The sequence below is a fragment of the Sphingomonas sp. QA11 genome (assembly GCF_028473665.1).
Classification (GTDB): domain Bacteria; phylum Pseudomonadota; class Alphaproteobacteria; order Sphingomonadales; family Sphingomonadaceae; genus Sphingomonas; species Sphingomonas phytovorans.
Genome location: NZ_CP098774.1, coordinates 5,231,724 through 5,251,370, shown reverse-complemented (window position 1 = coordinate 5,251,370; position 19,647 = coordinate 5,231,724). Strand labels below are relative to the sequence as shown.

General features: G+C 64.8%; 14 protein-coding genes. 7 read left to right on the top strand and 7 right to left on the bottom strand.

Annotated features, from left to right (window positions below; genetic code table 11):
- The first annotated feature begins 111 nt into the window (after positions 1-111).
- A complete protein-coding gene (locus tag NDN01_RS24295) occupies positions 112-1,323 on the top strand; it encodes a DUF2252 family protein (RefSeq protein ID WP_272624790.1) in 1,212 nt (403 codons plus the stop codon).
- Positions 1,324-1,385: 62 nt separating this feature from the next.
- Positions 1,386-2,042 carry a peptidylprolyl isomerase gene (locus NDN01_RS24290; protein ID WP_272624789.1) on the top strand — a complete coding sequence of 219 codons (657 nt, stop codon included), beginning with the start codon at positions 1,386-1,388 and terminating at the stop codon, positions 2,040-2,042.
- Between the two features lie 460 nt (positions 2,043-2,502).
- Here NDN01_RS24290 and NDN01_RS24285 read toward each other — a convergent pair whose 3' ends face one another.
- Entirely contained in the window at positions 2,503-3,762 is a 1,260-nt protein-coding gene (locus NDN01_RS24285) for a DUF763 domain-containing protein (protein ID WP_272624788.1), read from the bottom strand.
- A gap of 635 nt (positions 3,763-4,397) precedes the next feature.
- Here NDN01_RS24285 and NDN01_RS24280 point away from each other — a divergent pair.
- From NDN01_RS24280 to NDN01_RS24270, 3 genes are all read left to right on the top strand, one after another.
- The gene (locus NDN01_RS24280) at positions 4,398-6,485 is read left to right on the top strand and encodes a catalase (protein WP_443025169.1); all 2,088 of its coding nucleotides are present in this window, start codon (positions 4,398-4,400) and stop codon (positions 6,483-6,485) included.
- A 58-nt stretch (positions 6,486-6,543) separates the two neighbouring features.
- Positions 6,544-6,693: a lmo0937 family membrane protein gene (locus tag NDN01_RS24275; protein WP_272624787.1), complete on the top strand. Its 150-nt coding sequence runs from the start codon at positions 6,544-6,546 to the stop codon at positions 6,691-6,693.
- Between the two features lie 73 nt (positions 6,694-6,766).
- Positions 6,767-7,843 carry a sensor histidine kinase gene (locus NDN01_RS24270; RefSeq protein ID WP_272624786.1) on the top strand — a complete coding sequence of 359 codons (1,077 nt, stop codon included), beginning with the start codon at positions 6,767-6,769 and terminating at the stop codon, positions 7,841-7,843.
- 11 nt (positions 7,844-7,854) lie between these two features.
- On the opposite strand, the gene NDN01_RS24265 is transcribed toward NDN01_RS24270, so the two are convergent.
- The 4 genes from NDN01_RS24265 to NDN01_RS24250 all read right to left on the bottom strand — a co-directional run bounded on the left by NDN01_RS24265 (position 7,855) and on the right by NDN01_RS24250 (position 12,577).
- The gene (locus NDN01_RS24265) at positions 7,855-8,637 is read right to left on the bottom strand and encodes an HvfC/BufC N-terminal domain-containing protein (RefSeq protein WP_272624785.1); all 783 of its coding nucleotides are present in this window, start codon (positions 8,635-8,637) and stop codon (positions 7,855-7,857) included.
- On the bottom strand, positions 8,637-9,515 hold the full coding sequence (bufB, locus tag NDN01_RS24260) for an MNIO family bufferin maturase (protein ID WP_272624784.1): 879 nt from the start codon (positions 9,513-9,515) through the stop codon (positions 8,637-8,639). The genes NDN01_RS24265 and bufB overlap by 1 nt, the downstream gene beginning before the upstream one ends.
- A 182-nt stretch (positions 9,516-9,697) precedes the next feature.
- The gene (locus NDN01_RS24255; protein ID WP_272624783.1) at positions 9,698-11,770 is read right to left on the bottom strand and encodes a ferritin-like domain-containing protein; all 2,073 of its coding nucleotides are present in this window, start codon (positions 11,768-11,770) and stop codon (positions 9,698-9,700) included.
- Between the two features lie 246 nt (positions 11,771-12,016).
- Entirely contained in the window at positions 12,017-12,577 is a 561-nt protein-coding gene (locus tag NDN01_RS24250) for a hypothetical protein (RefSeq protein ID WP_272624782.1), read from the bottom strand.
- 432 nt (positions 12,578-13,009) lie between these two features.
- Here NDN01_RS24250 and NDN01_RS24245 point away from each other — a divergent pair, with 432 nt between their 5' ends.
- Complete coding sequence (locus tag NDN01_RS24245) at positions 13,010-13,783, top strand: TSUP family transporter (protein ID WP_272624781.1); 774 nt, start codon at positions 13,010-13,012, stop codon at positions 13,781-13,783.
- 78 nt (positions 13,784-13,861) lie between these two features.
- Here the strand turns inward: NDN01_RS24245 and NDN01_RS24240 are convergent, their stop codons facing one another.
- On the bottom strand, positions 13,862-16,285 hold the full coding sequence (locus NDN01_RS24240; protein WP_272624780.1) for a TonB-dependent receptor: 2,424 nt from the start codon (positions 16,283-16,285) through the stop codon (positions 13,862-13,864).
- A 322-nt stretch (positions 16,286-16,607) separates the two neighbouring features.
- On the opposite strand from NDN01_RS24240, the gene NDN01_RS24235 reads away from it, so the two are divergent.
- Positions 16,608-17,597 (top strand): GGDEF domain-containing protein, encoded by a 990-nt coding sequence (locus NDN01_RS24235; protein ID WP_272624779.1) that lies wholly within the window; start codon positions 16,608-16,610, stop codon positions 17,595-17,597.
- Positions 17,598-17,753: 156 nt separating this feature from the next.
- Here NDN01_RS24235 and NDN01_RS24230 read toward each other — a convergent pair whose 3' ends face one another.
- Positions 17,754-19,646 (bottom strand): potassium transporter Kup, encoded by a 1,893-nt coding sequence (locus tag NDN01_RS24230; protein ID WP_336298328.1) that lies wholly within the window; start codon positions 19,644-19,646, stop codon positions 17,754-17,756.
- Position 19,647 lies beyond the last annotated feature (1 nt).

Sequence of the window (19,647 nt, the reverse complement as noted above, 5' to 3'; positions counted from 1 at the left end):
GCGGGCGGCTTGCCATAGCGCAGGCCGCCCGTCCGGCACGGCCTTTCGACCATAGGCTCGTTTTCGCCGACCGTGCGTTTGGCCTGCTCAACGACTTCCCCAAGGAGGCGCATGAAGCAGCTTTCGCCGAGCGACCGGTCAGCCGTGCTCGAATCCGCCCGCGCAATGAAGATGGCGCGGTCAGCCCATGCCTTCGTGCGTGGCAACACAGCGAAATTCTATGACTGGCTTGCCGCCTCCCCTTCGGCAAGGCGATTGCCGGCCGGCCCGGCGATCTGGATTTGCGGCGATTGCCATCTCGGCAATCTCGGCCCGCTGGCGGACGGGCGCGGCGGGATCGAGATCCAGATTCGCGACCTCGACCAGACAGTGATCGGCAACCCGGCGCACGACCTGATCCGCCTCGCCCTGTCGCTCGCCACGGCAGCGCGCGGATCGGACCTGCCCGGCGTCGTCACCGCGCGCATGATCGAGCAGATGGTCGAGGGCTATAGCGACGCGCTGAGCGATCCCGACGCCAGGGGCGATGGCGCCGGGCCCGGCCCCGAGCCCGACGCGGTGCGGGTGATCAACCACCGTGCGCTTGGCCGGCGCTGGCACCATCTTGCCCGCGAACGGATCGACGATGCGGAGCCGCAGATTCCGCTCGGCAAGAAATTCTGGGCGGTCTCGCCAGAGGAGCGCGCGGCGCTGGTCGAGCTGTTCGAGGATGCCGGTACCCAAAGGCTGATCCTGTCGCTGGGCCGGGAGGACAAGCACCGCGAGGTAAGGCTGGTCGATGCCGCATGGTGGGTGAAAGGGTGCAGCTCGCTTGGCCTGATGCGCTACGCGGTTGTCGTGGCGATCCACGGCGCCAAAGGGCGTGAAGAATATGGCCTGATCGACGTGAAGGAAGCCACCATCCCCGCAGCCCCGGCGGCGAGGCACCCGGCCATGCCGAAGGACCAGGCGGAACGCGTCGTCACGGGTGCCCGGGCGCTGTCCCCCCATCTTGGCGAACGCATGATCGCGGCGACATTGCTCGACCGCCCGGTCTTCCTGCGCGAGCTTGCCCCACAGGACCTGAAGCTTGAGGTCGCGCAGTTCACCCGCGGCGAAGCGGCACGCGCGGCGCGCTATCTCGCCTATGTCGTCGGCAAGGCCCATGCGCGGCAGATGGAGACGTCGACACGTGCCGCATGGCAGAAGATGCTGGCAGCCCGGCGGGACGGCGCGCTCGATGCCCCGTCGTGGTTGTGGGAAAGCGTCGTCGACCTGTCGGGCAGCCATGAGGCGGGCTATCTCGAGCATTGTCGGCAATATGCCCTTGGCAAGGCCGCCTGAGCATCTTGCACACATGGCTGGCACGCCTTAGCGGACCCGCAATCCTCCGGTACGAGCTGACGATGCGCCCTATCCTTTTCGCCCTGGCCCTGGCGACGCTCGCTGCATCGTCGACCGCCGCCCCGGGCCCGGCCAGCAAGCCCACACCGGGGATCGTGCGCGTGCGGATCGTCACCTCGCTCGGCCCGATCGTGATCGCGCTCGACGCGAAGCGCGCGCCCAGGACTACCGCCAACTTCCTCGCCTATGTCGACGACAAGCGGCTGGACAATACCAGCTTCTACCGCTCGGCACGCAGCAAGGCCGATCCCGCCTATGGCTTCGTACAGGGCGGGATCGGCACCGACGCGCGGCGCATGCTGCCGTCGCCGGTCCCGCTTGAGCCGACCAGCCGGACTGGCATCCGCCATGTCGATACGGTGATCTCCATGGCGCATGGCCGCGACGAGAATGGCGCGACGGGCAATTTCGCGATCATGCTCGGCGCGCATCCCAGCATGGACGCGAAGCCCGGCTATACCGGCTATGCGGCATTCGGCCATGTCGTCGAAGGCATGGACGTGGTGCGCAAGATCCTCGCCCGGCCGATCGGCGGCGGATCAGGCCCGATGAAGGGGCAGATGATCCTGACACCGGTGCCGCTAATCAGGGCCGAGCGGATCGACGGGACGCCAAAGCCGACCGGCGGGGTTCAGCCATGGCTGATCGGGGTGAAGTGACGCCCGGTGGATAAGCGCCCCTCTGTTAGCGCGGATAAAAGGACGCATTTTTTCCGACGAATTAACAGGGGAAAAGTTGGATTTTCCTAGCAATTTTTAGCCAGGTATTTCAATAGATTGACCCGCCTTTTCCCTGTTATGGAATTAACAGCGGAAACCGCCCGCGTAACAGCGGGCTAAAATCAGGAAACAGGGACGGTCAACGCGTGAGCAATCGGCCATCATGAGAAACAGCGGGAGCGGGTTTTCATGCATCCGGCCGGCACATTGTATCAAGCCGGCGAATGGTTGAATCGACCGTCATTGCCTTGGGGGAACGGGAAGCGGCTGTTCCCTTCCGTCATGCCGGGGCTTGTTCCGGCATCCACCGGCCCGCACTCTCACCGGCAATTTGGTTTGCCCCGCGGTAGACCCCGGAACAAGTCCGGGGTGACGGGAAGCGTGTGGGGCGACGTCGCTGCTAAACGCTTCCGGCTGCTCGTTCGTCGGCAACCGGCGGTTCCCAGCCGAAGACGCTGCGGCCGCCATAATCGTGCGCATTGCGGAATTCCTCCGCCACGAAGTCGGGCAGGGTCAGGCCGGTCGCGTGGCGCTCCATCGCGCGTGCCTGCGCGTCGAGACGCCGGATCGCCGCCAGCTTCTCCTCATTGCCGAGCTTCGCCTTGCCCACCGCGTCCTTCATCACCGCGATGGTCCTGTCGAAGACCTTGATCGGCACCGGATAGGGGTGGCGATCCTTGCCGCCATGCGCGAGCGAGAAGCGCGCCGGATCGGCGAAGCGGCAGGGGGCGCCGTGGATTATCTCAGCCACCATCGCCAGCGAGCGCACCGTGCGGGCGCCGACGCCGGGAACGAGCAGCAGCTCCGGGAAGTCCGCCGGGCCATTCTCCGCCGCGGCGGCGAGCGTGCCGTGGAGGCGACGGATCATCACGTCGGCCGGGCGAACGTCGTGATGGCCCGGCAGCACCAGGTGCGGCAGCATCGGCTGATCGTCCTTTGCCGTTGGCTTCGGCGGCTCAAGCGCGGCGGCTTCGCGAGCGATCCGGTCGGGCCCGAGATCGCGGAGCAGATCGAGCTGTGCATCGCGCGAGGCGGCAGCCCGGCGATCGGTGAGGTTGACGATCTCGCCCCCGCCCCTGCCCTCGATTGCCGCGTGCGGGGCATCGACGAAGCTGCCCAGCCCTTCCGACGACCAGTGATAGCGCCGCGCCTGCCGCGCCGCGCCGTTCATTCCCTGCTGCACCACCACCCATTGCCCGTCGTCAGCGACGATGAAGCCGTGGAGATAGAGGTCGAACCCATCCTGCACCGCAGCGCTGTCGACCTTGGCGACGAGCCGGCTGGTCCGCGCCAGGGCAGCCCCGTCGAGCCCGACCCGATCGCCGATCGCGACCAGTTCGTCAGGCGTGCGGCGCGATTGCTTGCCCCGGCCACCGCAGACATGGAGTCCGAGCTCCCCCGACAGCGGCGCGAGGCCGCGCTTCAGTGCGCCGATCACGCTGGTGGTGATGCCCGACGAATGCCAGTCCATTCCCATCACCGCCCCGAAGCTCTGGAACCAGAAGGGGTGCGCCAGCCGGCGCAACAGCTCGTCCCGCCCGTAATGATGGATGATCGCCTGCGACATGACAGCGCCGAGGCTCGCCGTGCGGACGCCCAGCCATGGCGGCACATGGCCGCCATGCAGGGGAAGATCGGCGCTGCCGGCGCGATTGGCCAATGTCATCTCCGGAACGAACTGGGAACATTCTAGCAGGCGGTCGCCACCATGGCCATCCCGGACAGGGGAGCGGACCCTCTCCCCCATGCATTCTGTCCGCCTCGACCGGTGAGGACGACCATGGCGATCACCGGCGGCTATTCCGGGGTCTGATTCGAGCCGCAAGAAATCATGTTGGAACGTGCCGTAAGTCGGACAGTAAAGGATGATTATCGCCACCCAACGCCGACCCGGAATTTTCGAACCGATACTATGATGATGGACAGCACTGAGGCTATTCGAGCCAGGGCCGCTTGAATTACCAGGACAAGCGCAGCGAAACCGCTCGGCCATAATATTGGCACTTTTCTTCCGCATTTTCGAGAATTGGTCAGGAGGCAGTGCAGCTTTACCGCCGTGACCTGACATATCGGCATTGAATAAGGACATGGCGCGACGACCCCTGATCAGCGGCATGGACCGACGACGACGGGATAATAGGCTCGACCGGGCGACGGTTGAATCGGGGTGCCGCCGGAGAATTCCCGGAGGACCGGCTCGTAAAAGAATCGCGCTGATCCAAAGCAAGTTCCTGCTGATGCGTCGGACCTTTCCCGTCGCCCCAAGGTTGAACCCCCGAACAGTGACGGGAGCTGATGATGGCGACGAAAAGCGGCGTGAAATCGGGCAATGGCGGCGAAACACATCAGGTTGCGCCGAACGAAGCCGAGAACGGCCTGACCACCAACCAGGGCATCCGGGTTTCCGACAACCAGAACCAGCTCAAATCCGGCGCGCGCGGCCCGGTACTGCTGGAGGATTTCGTCCTTCGCGAGAAGATCTTCCACTTCGACCATGAGCGTATCCCGGAGCGGATCGTTCACGCCCGGGGATCGGCAGCGCACGGCTTCTTCGAATGTTATGAAAGCCTTGCCGACATTACCAAGGCCGACCTGTTCCAGCGCGCCGGCGAGCGCACGCCGCTGTTCACGCGTTTCTCCACCGTCGCGGGCGGCGCGGGGTCGGTCGACACGCCGCGCGACGTGCGCGGTTTCGCGGTGAAATTCTATACGAAGGAGGGCAATTGGGATCTGGTCGGCAACAATATCCCCGTGTTCTTCATCCAGGATGCGATCAAGTTCCCCGATCTGATCCATTCAGTGAAGATGGAGGCCCAGACCGGTTATCCGCAGGCAGCCAGCGCGCATGACACCTTCTGGGACTTCATCAGCCTGATGCCTGAATCGACCCATATGATCATGTGGGCGATGTCCGACCGGACGATTCCGCGCTCGCTGCGCACGATGGAAGGGTTCGGCATCCACACCTTCCGGCTGGTCAATGCCAAAGGCAAGTCGACCTTCGTCAAGTTCCACTGGAAACCGAAGCAGGGCGTTCAATCGACCTGCTGGGACGAAGCGGTGAAGATCGCCGGCGCCGACCCCGATTTCCACCGGCGCGACCTGTTCGAGGCGATCGACCGGGGTGACTTTCCCGAATGGGAACTGGGCATTCAGGCATTCGACCAGAAATTCGCCGACAGCCTGCCGTTCGACGTGCTCGATCCGACCAAGATCATCCCTGAGGAAGTGCTGCCGGTTCGGATCGTCGGACGGATGGTGCTTGATCGCTATCCCGACAATTTCTTCGCCGAGACGGAACAGGTCGCCTACTGCCCGGCGAACGTGGTGCCGGGCGTGGATTTCACCAATGATCCGCTGCTGCAGGGGCGGCTCTTCTCCTATCTCGACACGCAGAAGTCGCGGCTCGGCACCGCCAATTTTCACCAGTTGCCGATCAACGCGCCGAAATGCCCGGTGATGAACTTCCAGCGCGACGGGCAGATGCAGATGACCGTGCCGAAGGGCCGGGCGAATTACGAGCCGAACAGCCTGGCCGACGTCGGCGAGGATGGCGGCCCGCGCGAATGCCCGATGACCGGCTTCGCCACCTTTGCCGGCCGGTCCGATGAAGACGAGCAGGGCGGCAAGCTGCGCATCCGGCCTGAAAGCTTCGCCGATCATTACAGCCAGGCGCGGCTGTTCTTCCGCTCGCTGGCCGTGCCGGAACAGGCGCATCTCGCCTCGGCGCTGGTGTTCGAGCTCTCCAAGGTGGGACTTGAGCATGTCCGGGTGCGGATGATGTCAAACCTGGTCAACGTCGATCCCGATCTGGCGAAGCGCGTCGCCGCCGGGCTCAACATGCCGCTGCCCAAGGCCTCCCGGGCATCGGTACCCGCGCAGGATCTCGAACCCTCGCCCGCGCTGCGCATCATCGAGGGGCCGCGGGCGCCGGCCGATATCAAGGGCCATTCCATCGCCGTGCTGGTCGCCGACGGATCGGACGCCAAGGCGGTATCGGCGCTGGTCGACTCCATCACCGGCGCTGGTGCCCGCGCGGTGATCGTCGCGCCCAGGGTGGGCGGGGCCAAGCTGTCTGACGGGAGCCTGCTCAAGGCCGATGCCCAGCTTGCCGGCTATCCCTCGGTGCTCGCCGATGCGGTGGCGATAGTGCTCTCCGATCAGGGATGCGCGGCGCTGCTGAAGGAAGCCGCGGCGGTGCAGTTCGTCATGGACGCGTTCGGAAATCTGAAGGCGATCGGCCATTCGCCCGAGGCCCAGCCGCTGCTCGACAAGGCCGGAGTCGTGCCGGACGAGGGCGTGGTGCCGTTGGACAAGAGCTTCACGACCGCTGCCGCGAAACGGTTCTGGGACCGCGAGCCCGGCGTGCGCACACTCGCCTGATCGGCTGGAACCGCAAGGTTGCGCGTTCGTTTCGTAGGTTCAATAAAAGGACAATCCGATGTTGGGAACTATCGCCGCAATCCTGGTGGTCCTCTGGCTGCTCGGTTTCTTTGCCTTTCACGTCGCCGGCGGCCTGATCCACCTGCTGCTCGTTATCGCGGTGGTGATGGTGATCCTCCACTTCGTCACCGGCCGCCGGACGGTCTAGCCTCGACTCTTTCCAGCGCCCTTCCCGATTATCTGGTAGCGCAGGCGATCGGATCATCGGGAACGGGCGTATCATGGCTAAAGACAGCGACAATGCCGGGATCGAGCAACTGCTCGAAACGCCCGACCTCGCCGATGCGCTCGAAAGCGACCGTTTCAAGCAGTTCCTCGACCATGTGCCGGTGGCGATCGCCGTTTCCGAGCTTCATCCGGCCGAGAGGATCACCTACGCCAATCTCGAATTTGAGCGCCTGACGGGCCAGTCCGCGGCGCTGATCGAGGGCAAGAGCTGGGATGCGCTGCCATCCCACGTCACCGCCGATGACGGACGAGCGTTGCGCGAGGCGGTTGTCGCAGGTGACGACTATCTCGGCACATTCACCATCGCAGATGCCGAGACCACAATTACCGTCGATGCATGGTCGACCATGATCCAGGGCGATGACGGATCGGCGCTGTTCCGGCTCGTCGCGCTGGCCGAGGTCAGGCCGCGCGAAGATAGCGCCGACCTGGAACAGCGGCTCAGGAACAGCGACACGCTGCTGCGCGAATTGCAGCACCGGGTGAAGAACAACCTGCAGATGATCACCGCCCTGATCCGGCTCGAGGCGCGCAACCTGCCCGACGACGCGACCGAACGGCGCTTCGACCGGCTGGCCGGGCGGATCGATGCACTGGCGCTGCTCTACCGTTCGCTATCCGACGAGGGGGTGGGCGAAAGCATCGATCTTGGCATCTATCTCAGCGAGATCGCCTCGTCGGTGATGCGCGCCCATGCGGTCGAGGGAATCCATCTCGACCTTCAGATCGATACCTGGCCGGTCTCGGTCAATGTCGCGATGCCGGCCGGGCTGGTCGTCAACGAGCTGCTGACCAACGCGCTGAAGCACGCCTTTGCCGGGCGCGACGGGGGCACCATCACGCTCCACAGCATTGTCGACGACACCGGGTGCCGTGTCGTCGTGGCGGATGACGGGATCGGCCTGGCGGAGGGCGTGACCTGGCCCAAGGCCGGCAAGCTGGGCGCACTGATTGCCCAGTCGTTGCGCCAGAATGCCAAGGCCCGGATCGAGATCGAGTCGGCGCCCGGAGCCGGCATGCGCGTCACCATCTTCTTCGCCAGGGCGGATGCAGCGCCGACGGAGGGGTGATCCGCAGACGGCTATGCGCGCGGCGCCACCAGTCCTTGAGTGACCGCGACGGGGAGCCAGGCCGCGAGGTGCTGATCGTCCGGCGCCGGACACGCAATCGCCGCGTCCACGGGCAAGCGCGCGAGCCAGTCATATTGCCAGCCTTCAAGCCGATGGCAGGCGACCCGATAGTCGATCCGCGCCACCGCCATGAAGGACGGCGTGGCGACGGGCAGGCAGGGCGGCTCGCCGCGATCGACGGCCGCGAGGGTCTCGGTGAAGTCGAAAGGCAGCTCAAGCAGCCGCACGCTGTCAGGACGCGACCAGGCCCGGCCGAGGCCAAGGCCGAGAATAGAGGCCATCACCGCATCGAAACCGGTTTCCGCCGCGACCGGTGTCCTGCCCTCAACGCCGCGCGCGCGGTGGACTTCGGCCCTGGCCCGTTCCACCCGTGCCAGTGCCGCCGGGATCGCCTCGACCGTTTGCGGGGTGCCGTCACCGGTGGGGCGGGCAGCGTCGAGATAGTCGGCGAAACCCGCACCGAAATCGTACAGCGTGTAGGAGCGCGACGGATGGGCAGCGATATAGCCCTGCGCGAACAGGCCGAAGGCGGTCGGCCCGGCGAGCGCCGACAGGACCGGATACTCAGTGCCGAGGCATCCGAGCAGGCGGAGGCGATAGCCCTGGGCATAGATACCGATCCGCATCTCGGCGGTCAGGCGGTTGTCGCCAAGGACATGCTCGCGCGCGTCGGACGCCTCGCCGTCGAGCATCGCCGCCTGAAGCCAGGCCTGGAGATCGGCGGTGCCAGCCATCAGGCGGCGACCCGGGCCATGCCAAGCCCCTCGCGCACCATCCTTGCCTTGGTCAGTTCGGCGAGCAGCTCCTCGAAAGGCGGGATGTTGGCGTCCCATTCGAGCAGGGTCGCGACCGGGCCGCAGCGTTCCCAGGCACGGGCATAGAGCGGCCAGACCGCGTCGGGCACTGGGTGGTCATGCGTGTCGATCAGGTGCGTGCCATGGTCGCTCGGCCCGGCGAGATGAATCTGCACGACATGGTCCGCCGGCACCGCATCGATATAGGCGATTGGATCGAACGCCTGGTTGACCGCGCTGACATGTACATTGTTGACGTCGAGCAGCAGGCCGCAGCCGGTATCCTCGGCAAGGCGGCCGATGAATTCCCATTCGGGCATTCGGCTGGCGTGGAAGGCCAGATAGGTGCTGGGATTCTCCAGCACGATCGGGCGGCCGAGCACATCCTGCACCGCGCGCACCCGGTCGGCGGTGTGGGCAAGGCTCTGTTCGGTCAGCGGCATCGGCAACAGGTCGTGGCTGTTGAGCCCGCCCACTCCCGTCCAGCAAAGGTGGTCCGAGACCCATAGCGGCGAGACGCGCGCGGCGAGCGCCCTGAGCTTCGCCAGATAGGTCCGGTCCAGCGGCGCGGTGCTGCCGATCGACAGCGATACGCCGTGCATCACCACCGGACGGTGCGCCGCCACATGCTCAAGCACGCGCATGCCATAGCCCTCGTTATCGAGGTAATTTTCCGAGATGATCTCGAACCAGCCGACACCCCAGTCCTCGGGCGGGGTGCGCATGAGGTGCGGATAATGCTCCTCGCGCAGCCCGACCCCGTCGCCGGGATCGGGCAGGCCGAGGCGCGGCTGGACGGGGACGGGCGCGCGGTTCATCTCATGAATCGCCGACTGAGAGGTGGGAAGCCACATCCCGCACCCCCTTCCCTTCCCCGGCGGAGGCCGGGGCCCAGTTGGGAAGCCGGCAACGGGCACGCGGCGCGCACGGAACCGTGGCCCCCGGAACACCTCCGGGGTGACGGCAGCGAGCGGCGCGGGCATCCCTGCTCCATCGATCCTCAGGTCGAGGGCGGGAAGGCGAGGCGGATGTCGTTCGGCGCCTGATACACCGGCTTGTCCCGCCCCATCTTCTCGGCGACGGCGGTGAAGGCCTTGAACGCGATATCCTCCACCTTGTCGCCCTTGTTGAACGGCAGAGTGCCGAACTTGGTCGGCTTGGCCGCGGCGAGCAGGTACAGGTCCATCGTGCCGCTGACCGGATAGATCTGGCAGGCCGAGATCGGCACCGCGCACCCGCCGAAGCCGCCGCACTGGTTGTCGCTGGGCGCGGTGAAATGCGTCGCGGTAGGCGTCGGGGTCGGCGTGCCGCACAACCCGCCCCTGGCGCGCACCGCCACCGCCGAACAACCACCGCCCTGGGGCTTGCCGGGCGTCGGCTCGGGCGGTGCCGCGGCGCGCAGGCTCGAGCTGCAACCGCCGCCACCGCCGCCCGCCGGCTGGACGAAGCCGCAGCCGCCCATGCCCTTGCACAGGTTCGACCCGCGACAGGTGTGATAGACCTGGGTCAGCGCGCAAGAATTGGTGCCGATGCCGCCCGGCGCGTTGAGGTCGAGCCCCTGGCAGGTGTGGTTGACGATCCGCATATTGGGCGCGGGCACGCCCTGGCTGAGATCGGGCGTTCGCCCCGTCGCTGCCCAGGCAGTCGCCATGCGATCGCCCGACCCGGCCATCGAAGGATAGGGGAAGGAGACCGAGGCACCCTTCGGGTTCCAATATTGGTCGAGCACGGTCGTCACGCCCTTGATTGCGCCTACCACCGCCTGGCTCAGAATCTGGTGGCTCTGCTCGCGAACATCCGGGGCATGGAGATTGTTGAGCGCGGTCGCGATCTGCTCCGGCGCTGGCAGGTCATAGGGGTTGTTGTCGGGATCGAAATCATGGGTGGTGAGGTCGGCCGCGGTCCAGTTGCCGGCCTTGCCTGCCTTGTCCCATGTGACGATGCCGCCGTCGCGCATGAGCCCGCGGACTTCCTTGAAGCGGGCGAAATGATCCTCCCCGTCATTGTCGAAACGCGCCGCCGCATCGCCCGAGGGGACTTGCTCGCCGGTATCCGAAAAGCTCGGATAATCCGATTCAAGCGCATCCTTGTCAGGGCGGTAGCGGACCTCGACCGACTTGAGCAGCCCCGCCTCGTTGGCGATCTTCAGCCGGGCCTTGAGCGTCGCACCCTCGCCCTGGTCGGTGATGGCGTTCATCATGTTGAGCGCCTGGCGGAAGGCAATGCCGCTGTCGGTAAGCGCGATCGTCGTTTCCACGCCCATATATTCGCGCATCGGATGGCCGGGGAAGCTGAAATTGTTGAACAGGTCGTTCTGCTGCCCATCCTGGTCGAACACATGGTCCCACAGGCACGATCCGTCATCGTAGCGGATTTGCAGATAGTCGCGGTAGCATTGGTACATATAGCCGATCGAGCCGAACCAGATATCGGCCGCGGCCGGATCGTAATCCGGATCGCCGCGGTCGAACGGCACCTTGGGGAAATATTTGCCCTTGTTGTGGATGATGTCGCGCTCGGCATCGTCCTGCGGCTGCTCGATCGCGAGTAACAGCTCGATGCGATCCTCGTCGAGCGGGCCGACATCGACCTTCACCCCGGCATAGGTCGAGGTGTCGCGCAGGTCGACGATCGTCGGGATCGCGGTCAGATCGGGACCATAGCAGGTCCAGCCATTGTTCCTGTCCTGCAGCGCCGGATCAGTGAAGCTGGGCGTGTGGCCGATCGCGGTGGCGATGTTGGCCGCCATCTGGAGGTGAAGCATCTCCTGGATGAAGATCGAGAAGATGACGTTGAACGCCCGCTTGTTGCCCCAGCCGGGCTTGTCCTTCGGCGTATCGGTAAAGGCCGCCGCCTTGGCGCCGGGCCAGATCCGGCCCTTGTAGAAATCATTACCCTTGCCGGTGATCGGGTGGAAGCCCTCGATCGAATACAGCGTCGTCATGTAGAGCGGGATGGTGAACAGTTCGACATTCACGGCGGCCTGCGCGATCCAGCGCACCACCCGCTTGTCGGTTTCGACCATGGTCACATCGCGCGCCGACAACTCGCCGCTGGCGTGGGTAAGATGCATGCTGTCCCCCTTACGAAGAAATTGCTTCGTTCTTGCGGAGACGAGGTTTTCATCGCGAGAGAAAGCGCGTCAATTGATTGAAATAGCAACGGAAATGGTGGCATTTCGATAAGTACCCCGATTTCCTCGGGAAAGGGAATTTGGGGTGCCGGGATTACGCCGGATTCGGTTCCATCTCCCGGATTTGTCGTTGCCCCGGAAGAGCCCAGGACACGATCAGCTATCGCGGGCTACGACGCGGCGACCCTAATGCCCTCCGGTATTGGTGGACCAAACGATATTGCCCTGGATGTTCTTTATCACGACGTTGCCATCGTTCTGCACCGACAGCGTCGCGCAATGACTGCTCCAGGTCTCGGAACTCCAGATAGCCCCGCTGGGGCCGTAGAGAACGAGATTGCCGTCACTTTGAAAAGCGGCGACGTTCGCCCCGGTGCCAACCGTGTTCGTCGCCCACCCCAGCGGCACCCAGCCTGATCCGAGATCGCCGTAGACAACCAGGTTGCCATCGGATTGCATGCGGAACATGACCTTCCCGTTAGGGGACAGGATACTGGTTTCCACTGCAAGGCTTTGGTCGACACGCTGGTGGGAATAGCGCTTCCGGTTGCTTGCCGCGTCATATTGATAGGTCGTCAGTTCACCAGCGTTCGGGGCCGCTTCGCATACCGACACCAGTCGGCCCATGGCATCGTAGGAATAAGAGATTTCGGTGGCATCGGCCGATGCAGCCGAGATGGACCACAGCGCCGTCAACGCGATCCCGTTTACCCGCACAAGTCGAAGCGTCCAAAGCAGCATCATCACCCTCCCGCGTTCGCGCCAGGGCAGCACCGATGATCCGACATTGCAAGAACGGAAAGTACGAGAACGGGAAGTAAACGCGACCTGACAGGCCCAGAATCATCCGGATATCCGTTGACCGCTCACATACTCAAATGACGGCACGGACGTTCGGCCTCAAATGTTCAGTGCGGCTTCCAGATTGGCGATATACATCTCGATAGTGCCGCGCGACAGGGCGCAGAGCTCCTCCGCCCGGTCGGGGTCGAGCTCATCACCGGCCGGAATCCGATCAGCGCCGAACCGCTTGCCGAGGCACTCCTCAGGCAGTTGAGCGATTCACCTGAGGGCACGGAGGCATAGGCTCGCCACGTTCGGAGTCCCTTGTTCGCAAACCGCCGGGTTAAAGTAGCAGTAAGGCTTTGCCGGGCGGTCGAACCGCGCTAGCGGGCCGGTGTGCAGTTGACCGTCGATGCAATCCTCTTTCTTGTCGCCATCGCCTTTGTCGCCGGTGCCATCGATGCACTGGCCGGCGGCGGCGGGCTGCTGACCATTCCAGCGCTGATGGCGGCCGGCGTGCCGCCGGTTGCCGCGCTGGCGACCAACAAGCTCCAGAGCACCATCGGCACATCATCCGCGTTCCTGACATTCCTGCGGGCGGGGAAGGTCGATCTGCGGCTTTTCCTGATCCCCGCCGCCGGGGCATTCATCGGCTCCGTCGCCGGGGCGACGGCCGTGCAATATATCGACCCCTCGCTCCTGTCGGCATTCGTGCCGGTCCTGCTGGTCGCGATGGGCCTCTATTTCCTCCTGGCCCCGCCAATGAGCGAGGTCGATCGCCATGCCCGCCTGGGGCGGCTTGGGCTTACCGCCGTCACCACCGGCATCGGATTCTATGACGGCTTCTTCGGCCCCGGCACCGGCTCGTTCCTGACGACCGCCCTGGTCGCCCTCGGGGGCCTTGGTCTCGTGCGCGCGATCGCGAATACGAAGTTCATCAACCTGGCGACCAATGTCGCCGGCCTCTCCGCCATGATCGTGGGCGGCAAGGTGCTGTGGCTGCTCGGGTTCGGGATGGCCGCGGCGAATGTCGCCGGCAACCAGGTCGGCGCCCGGCTTGCCATTCGCTTTGGCGGCCGGGGTGTTCGCCCGCTTCTCGTCGTCATGTCGTTCGCGCTGACGGTCAAGCTCCTGTCGGACCCGCGCAGCCCGTTGTGGAGCCTGTTCTAGTCGTCACTCGGTCGAGCCGGCCTACACCTGGCAAGGCGAAGGGCCGCGCCGTCGGCTGACGGCGCGGCGCGGCTTCCGTCAGAATCCGACGTTCACCGTCCCGAACACCTGGCGCGGCGCCAGCGGGAAGGCGTTGTAGGTGTTGGTCGGCTGAGCGATGCTCAGCGTCGACGCGCCCTTCTTGTCGGTGATGTTGGTCACGTTCAGGCTAACCCCGATGCGCTTCACGAACGCGCCGTTCGAGAGCGGGATCGAGGCGCCGATGCGGCCGGCCAGGGTGAAATAGCCCGGGACCGACAGGTCGTTGGTGAAAGTCGCATAGCGCTTGCCGAGATAGTCACCGACCAGTTGCACGTCGAAGATGCCGTAATTGGCGGAGACCACCGTCTTGTTGAGCATGTCGGGCGAGCCCGGCACGTTCTTGCCCGCCGTCGGTACCAGCGTCTGCGCGATGCCGACCCGGTAATTGTCCTGGAAGCGCGAATGGTTGAACGACAGCGCGTTGTAGATCGAGAAATGCTCGCCGAAGCGCAGCGTGCCGGCGATGTCGATGCCGTCGGTCTTCACGCCGCCGACATTCTGCAGGATCGCAGCACCGCTGGCGATCGAGGTGATCACCGTGGTCGGGCTGATCGCGAGCAGGCGGTTGCTGAAATCGACGTGATAATAGCTGATCTGCCCTTCGAAACCGGTGATCGGCCCGAACTGGAACGACCGCCGGGTGCGCGCGCCGATTTCATAGGTCCAGCTCGTCTCGGGCTTCACCGTCGCCTTGAAATCGTCGAACACCTGCTGGCTGCCCAGCGCGAAGGGGGAAAGGCCGCTGGCCGCGCTCGTCTGGAACTGGCGGATGTTCTGCTGCGCGTTGACGAATATCTGCTCGCTGCCGCTCACTTCCCACAGGGCGCCGACCTGCGGCAGGAACGCCATGTCGGTGTTGAGCTTGCCCACGGGCAGCGCGGTCGACCCGGTGAAGGAACCGGGGATCGGCTGCACCGGCACCGCCTGTTTCGCGCGCTGGAACGTGCTCTTGAAGCCGGCGATGACCGTCAGGTTGGGCAGGATCTTCCAGCTGTCCTGCAGATGCGTCTGGATTTCGTCGACGCGCACTTCGCTGCCATATTGGGTGATCTGCGGCGCGGCGAGATCGAGCGGCCGCGTATAGGGCGAGCTCGGATTCTTGACGTCGAGCGCGTACCAGCGGCGAAACGCCGACGAGCTCTGATGCTCATACCAGCCGCCGAGTTCGATCTGGTGATTGCCGAGCTCGACCTGGAGGGTCGAGAGCAGACCCTCGCGATCGATACGATATTCGGTCGTGCGCGTGGCAAGGCCCGAACCGCCGAACTGGGTGCTGAGCTGCGCCGCGGTCAGCGTCGGGAAATATTTCGCGAACAGGCCCGGCAGGCCGGCCACGTCGATCGGGCCGGCGACCACGCCGACGCCGTCATTATGATGATAATAGGCCTGGTTCGACCAGACGATCTTGTCGCTGACGTTCCAGTCATATTTGATGTAGCCGAGATAGTCGGTGCGCTGCGCGTCGCTGTAATAATTGCGGTAATTGTCGACTGCGGCCTTGTATGCGCCGGAGCTGAGATAGGTCTGCATACCCGCGAAATCGGGATAGAAGAATGGACGCGTATAGGGGACCTTATCGGGGGTTTCGCCCTTTGAGATGTTGATCACCGTCGCGTCCTCGTTCGGCTCGGTCTTGTCCGAATAGGCGCCGTAGATGGTCAGCTTGCCGGTCGAGTCCTCGTGCACGAACTTGCCGTTCGCCTGGTATCCGCCCTGCTTGCCGTTGAAGTCCCATGCCCGCGCATCCTGGCGCACGCCGGAGAGATACAGCGAATTGCCGTTGCCGAAGGTGCCGCTGTCGACGCGGACGAAGGTGCGGAAGGTCGAATAGCTGCCGATCGTCTGGTCGATCGTCGCGCCCATCTTCGCCTTGGGGTCGCTCGAGAAGGTGTCGATCGTGCCGCCCAGATTGCTGGTCGATGCAGTGCCGAGATCGCCCGAGCCCGAAGCGAGCGTCACGCGTCCGACATTCTCGGAGATGATCGCACGCTGCGGCGACAGGCCGTTATAATTGCCATAGGTCTGGTCGCCGAGCGGAACGCCGTCGAGCGTGTAGCCCAGCTGCGACGCGCTGAAGCCGTGAACGAACAGCGAGATATTCTGTTCGTTGTTGCCCCAGGGATCGGCGGTCAGGAACGTGACGCCGGGCAGGGTCTGGATCGCCTTCAGCGGGCTGACGCCGGGCAGGATCTTCTGGATCTCGACGCCCGTGACCTGAGTGACCGATCGCGTGGTACGCCCGGTGACGACGATGTCGTCATTGGCCGTGCCGGGTTCAGCCGGCGTTTCCGCGTCGGCGGCCGGCGTCGCGGCGGCCACGGTGCTGGCGGGCGCGGCGTCTTCGCTGGCCCAGGCCGGCATGGCGGCCAGAACCGCCGCCGAAGCCGCTCCGGTGAGCAGGCACGTAACCGATTTGCGCATCGTGTTTCCCCAATTTGGCGGCCCCCTCGTCAGGGCCGCTCGATGCGCGGCGCGTAGGGGCTGTCCAAGACGTCCCGGAGTCTGTTTTGCTACAGTTTTAATTTATGTGCCGCGCTGCAGCAGAGAAGCGTCGGACGACCGGCGCAGGCGTGCGATCCGCGCCGGCCATCGCGCGAATTCCGCGCCCCGGCACCCCCGCCGAATAAACGACATCGAGCGTGCCGATTTCTTCGAATCCTTACTCTCCGTTAAGGAGTTCCGTTTAGCTTGATGCTATGAAGGGCTCGTGCAGTAGAGGCGGTGCGCGGTGGGGAACCGCGCAGTGAGCCTCGAATGGATCCGCCAGGCGCAGCATGCCGGCATCGAGCAAGGGGCAGGATCGGGGGATCTGCTCGATTGCGCCATGGCGCTGGCGGGGGTCGGCGCCTGGTGTTGCGACCTGGCGGACGACACGCTGCACTGGACATCCGGTACCTACGACCTGTTCGGGCTGCCGCGCGGTGCCAGGATCGACCGGCGCGATACCCTCTCCATGTACGGCGAGGAATCGCGCGCGACGATGGAGCGGCTGCGCACCGATGCGATCGCGCGCTGCCGGCCCTTCACGCTCGACGCGCGGATCGTCCGCACCGACGGCGCGGAACGCTGGATGCGGCTGACCGCCGACGTGGCCTGTAACGGGCGCCGGCCTGTCCGCCTCTACGGCCTGAAACAGGATATCACCGAGGACAAGGCCCGGCTTGAAACGATGCGCCGGATCGCCGAGCAGGACCCGCTGACCGGCCTGGCCAATCGCCAGCTGTTCCAGAGCCGCTTCCTCGATTGCGCGGCGCCGATGACGCCGCTCGGTGCGCTGATCCTGTTCGACATCGACGGATTCAAGCAGATCAACGACCGGCACGGCCATGCGGCGGGCGACGCCTGCCTTGAATCGGTGGCGGACCGGTTGTGCGCCGGATTCAGCGACGCGCTGATGGTCGCCCGGATCGGCGGCGACGAGTTCGCCGTGCTGACGGGCCCCGGATCGCCGGACAAGCCATTGCAACAGCGCGTCGAGCGCGGTCTGGAGCGCCTGTCGATGCCGATCATATGGGGCGACAAGTTGCTGCGACTGAGCGCCTCGGCGGGCATCGCGGAAACGCTCGATCCCCATGCATTCGACGCCGAGGCCCTGTTCGCGGCGGCCGACGCCGCGCTCTACGCCGCGAAGCATGCCGGACGAAACCGGGTGCACCAGGCGATGCCGGAAACGCCGCGTGCCTTTCTCGTGAAAAGGGCGGCCCACGGGTCCGCGAACCGTCACCGGGCATAGGCATGCGGTGCTAAGGGGACGCTATACTTGATTGCCTGCGTGTGGTGATCGGAAATTCCCACCCATTGCCCCGTTCGCCCGCATCGCCACTGCAAGCACTGAGCCGACCATCCTCCTGTACGGTTTTCGCGGTCGCCGCGGCGTGCGATGTCGCCATCAGATTTCTATCTGCCGCGCGACTTCGACCACATTGGCGGGCGGGAGGCTGAAGCGATCGACCGCTCTTACCGCGTTGCGGTAGAGAAAGGCGAAAAGCGGCAGCGCCCAGCGCGACAGGATCGATGCCCTGGGTTCAGAGACGACGAGATCACGCATCGCGAAATAGACGGCCTTGTCGAGATCGATTGATCCGCCCAGCCCTTTCACCCGCTTCAGCGCGGCGGCGACGTCTGGAATCTCGATGAAACCAAACCGGATCGTCACATGCCAGAAGTCGGTGGCGATCAGCTCGACCGCGCAGCGCTCCTCGTCGGGAACACGCGGCGTTTCCTCGAACAGGACGGTGAGCGCGATCACATTATGGTGAAGCGCGCCCATATGCCTGACGTGATCAATCATGATGGGCGGAATCTGGTCGGTCGCCTTTGTCAGGAAAATCGCCGTGCCCGGCACCCGCGAGATACGGCCCGAATCCAGATCGGCGAGGAACCGCCTGGGCGGCACCGACAATCGGCCAAGGCTCGCATGGACGGCATCGATGCCGGTCCGCCAGATGGCCATGATGCCGAACACGATCGCGCCGAAGGTGAGCGGCAGCCAGCCGCCATCGGCGATCTTCAGCAGATTGGCGCTGAAATAGCTGATATCGACGACCAGGAAGATGCCCGCCACGACCAACGACGCCGGCAACGACCAGCGCCACACCTTGCGCATCGCCGTGAACAGCAAACAGGTGGTGAGGAGCATGGTGGTGGAAACCGCCGTGCCATAGGCGCCGGCCAGGCGGTCGGAACTGCCAAACCCGATCACGACGCCAAGCGTTGCCGCCATCATCAGCCAGTTGACGACCGGCACATAGATTTGCCCGTACATCCTGTCCGAGGTCTGGCGGATATTGAGGCCCGGCAACCATCCCAGCTGCATGGCCTGGCGGGTCATCGAGAAGGAACCGGTGATGATCGCCTGACTCGCGATGATCGTGGCGGCGGTCGCCAGCACGACCAGCGGATAGATGGCCCAGGAAGGCGCGAGTTCGAAAAACGGATTGCCCTGGATCGTCCCCCTTTCCATCAGGAGCGCGGTCTGCCCCGCATAGCTGAGCAGCAAGGCCGGCAACACGATCGCGTACCAGGACAGACGAATCGGGCCTTTACCAAAATGGCCCATATCGGCGTAGAGTGCCTCGCCGCCGGTGATGCAGAGAAAGGCGCCACCCAGCACCAGGAAGCCGCTGGTGCCGCTGTGGCCGAGAAAATCGATTGCGTGACGAGGGTCGATCGCCAGCAGAACCTGTGGCTGACGAATGACACCGGTCAGGCCGAGAAGGGCGATGACCACGCACCAGAGCAGCATGATCGGGCCAAAGGCGCGACCGATCCTCGCCGTGCCGAAACGCTGAACACCGAAGAGCAGCAGCAGAATGACGACGGCGAGCGGCATCACCAGCGGCTTGAACGCGTCGGTTACGACGTTGACGCCCTCAAGCGCGCTCAGCACTGAAATCGCCGGGGTGATGATCCCGTCGCCATAGAGGAGCGCGGCGCCGAGCAGGCCCATGAACGTCAGCCCCGCCGCCCGGCCGCGCAGGGTGTTGGCGCCGACCAGCGACATCAGCGCCAAGATGCCGCCCTCCCCGTGATTGTCCGCCCGCATTACGAAAAGGCAGTATTTGACCGAAATCGTGACGATGAGCGTCCAGACGATCAGGGACAGAATCCCGAGCGCACTCTGGGCGGTAAAGTGGCCGCCCGTGGCCTGGACCACGGTCTGCAAGGTATAGAGCGGGCTTGTCGCAAGGTCTCCGAAGACAATGCCCAGGGCGCCAAGCGCGGTCCACGGCCCGGGCTGGTCAGGCTGAGCTCCGGCAATGGCAAGCTTGACGTCGGTCATG

What these genes read in the sequence shown, in the direction of transcription:
- NDN01_RS24295 (WP_272624790.1), top strand. Translation starts at nt 112, where the DNA reads ATGAAGCAGCTTTCGCCGAGCGACCGGTCAGCCGTGCTCGAATCCGCC.
- NDN01_RS24290 (WP_272624789.1), top strand. Translation starts at nt 1,386, where the DNA reads ATGCGCCCTATCCTTTTCGCCCTGGCCCTGGCGACGCTCGCTGCATCG.
- NDN01_RS24280 (WP_443025169.1), top strand. Translation starts at nt 4,398, where the DNA reads ATGATGGCGACGAAAAGCGGCGTGAAATCGGGCAATGGCGGCGAAACA.
- NDN01_RS24275 (WP_272624787.1), top strand. Translation starts at nt 6,544, where the DNA reads ATGTTGGGAACTATCGCCGCAATCCTGGTGGTCCTCTGGCTGCTCGGT.
- NDN01_RS24270 (WP_272624786.1), top strand. Translation starts at nt 6,767, where the DNA reads ATGGCTAAAGACAGCGACAATGCCGGGATCGAGCAACTGCTCGAAACG.
- NDN01_RS24265 (WP_272624785.1), bottom strand. Translation starts at nt 8,637, where the DNA reads ATGGCTGGCACCGCCGATCTCCAGGCCTGGCTTCAGGCGGCGATGCTC.
- bufB (WP_272624784.1), bottom strand. Translation starts at nt 9,515, where the DNA reads ATGAACCGCGCGCCCGTCCCCGTCCAGCCGCGCCTCGGCCTGCCCGAT.
- NDN01_RS24255 (WP_272624783.1), bottom strand. Translation starts at nt 11,770, where the DNA reads ATGCATCTTACCCACGCCAGCGGCGAGTTGTCGGCGCGCGATGTGACC.
- NDN01_RS24240 (WP_272624780.1), bottom strand. Translation starts at nt 16,285, where the DNA reads ATGCGCAAATCGGTTACGTGCCTGCTCACCGGAGCGGCTTCGGCGGCG.
- NDN01_RS24230 (WP_336298328.1), bottom strand. Translation starts at nt 19,646, where the DNA reads ATGACCGACGTCAAGCTTGCCATTGCCGGAGCTCAGCCTGACCAGCCC.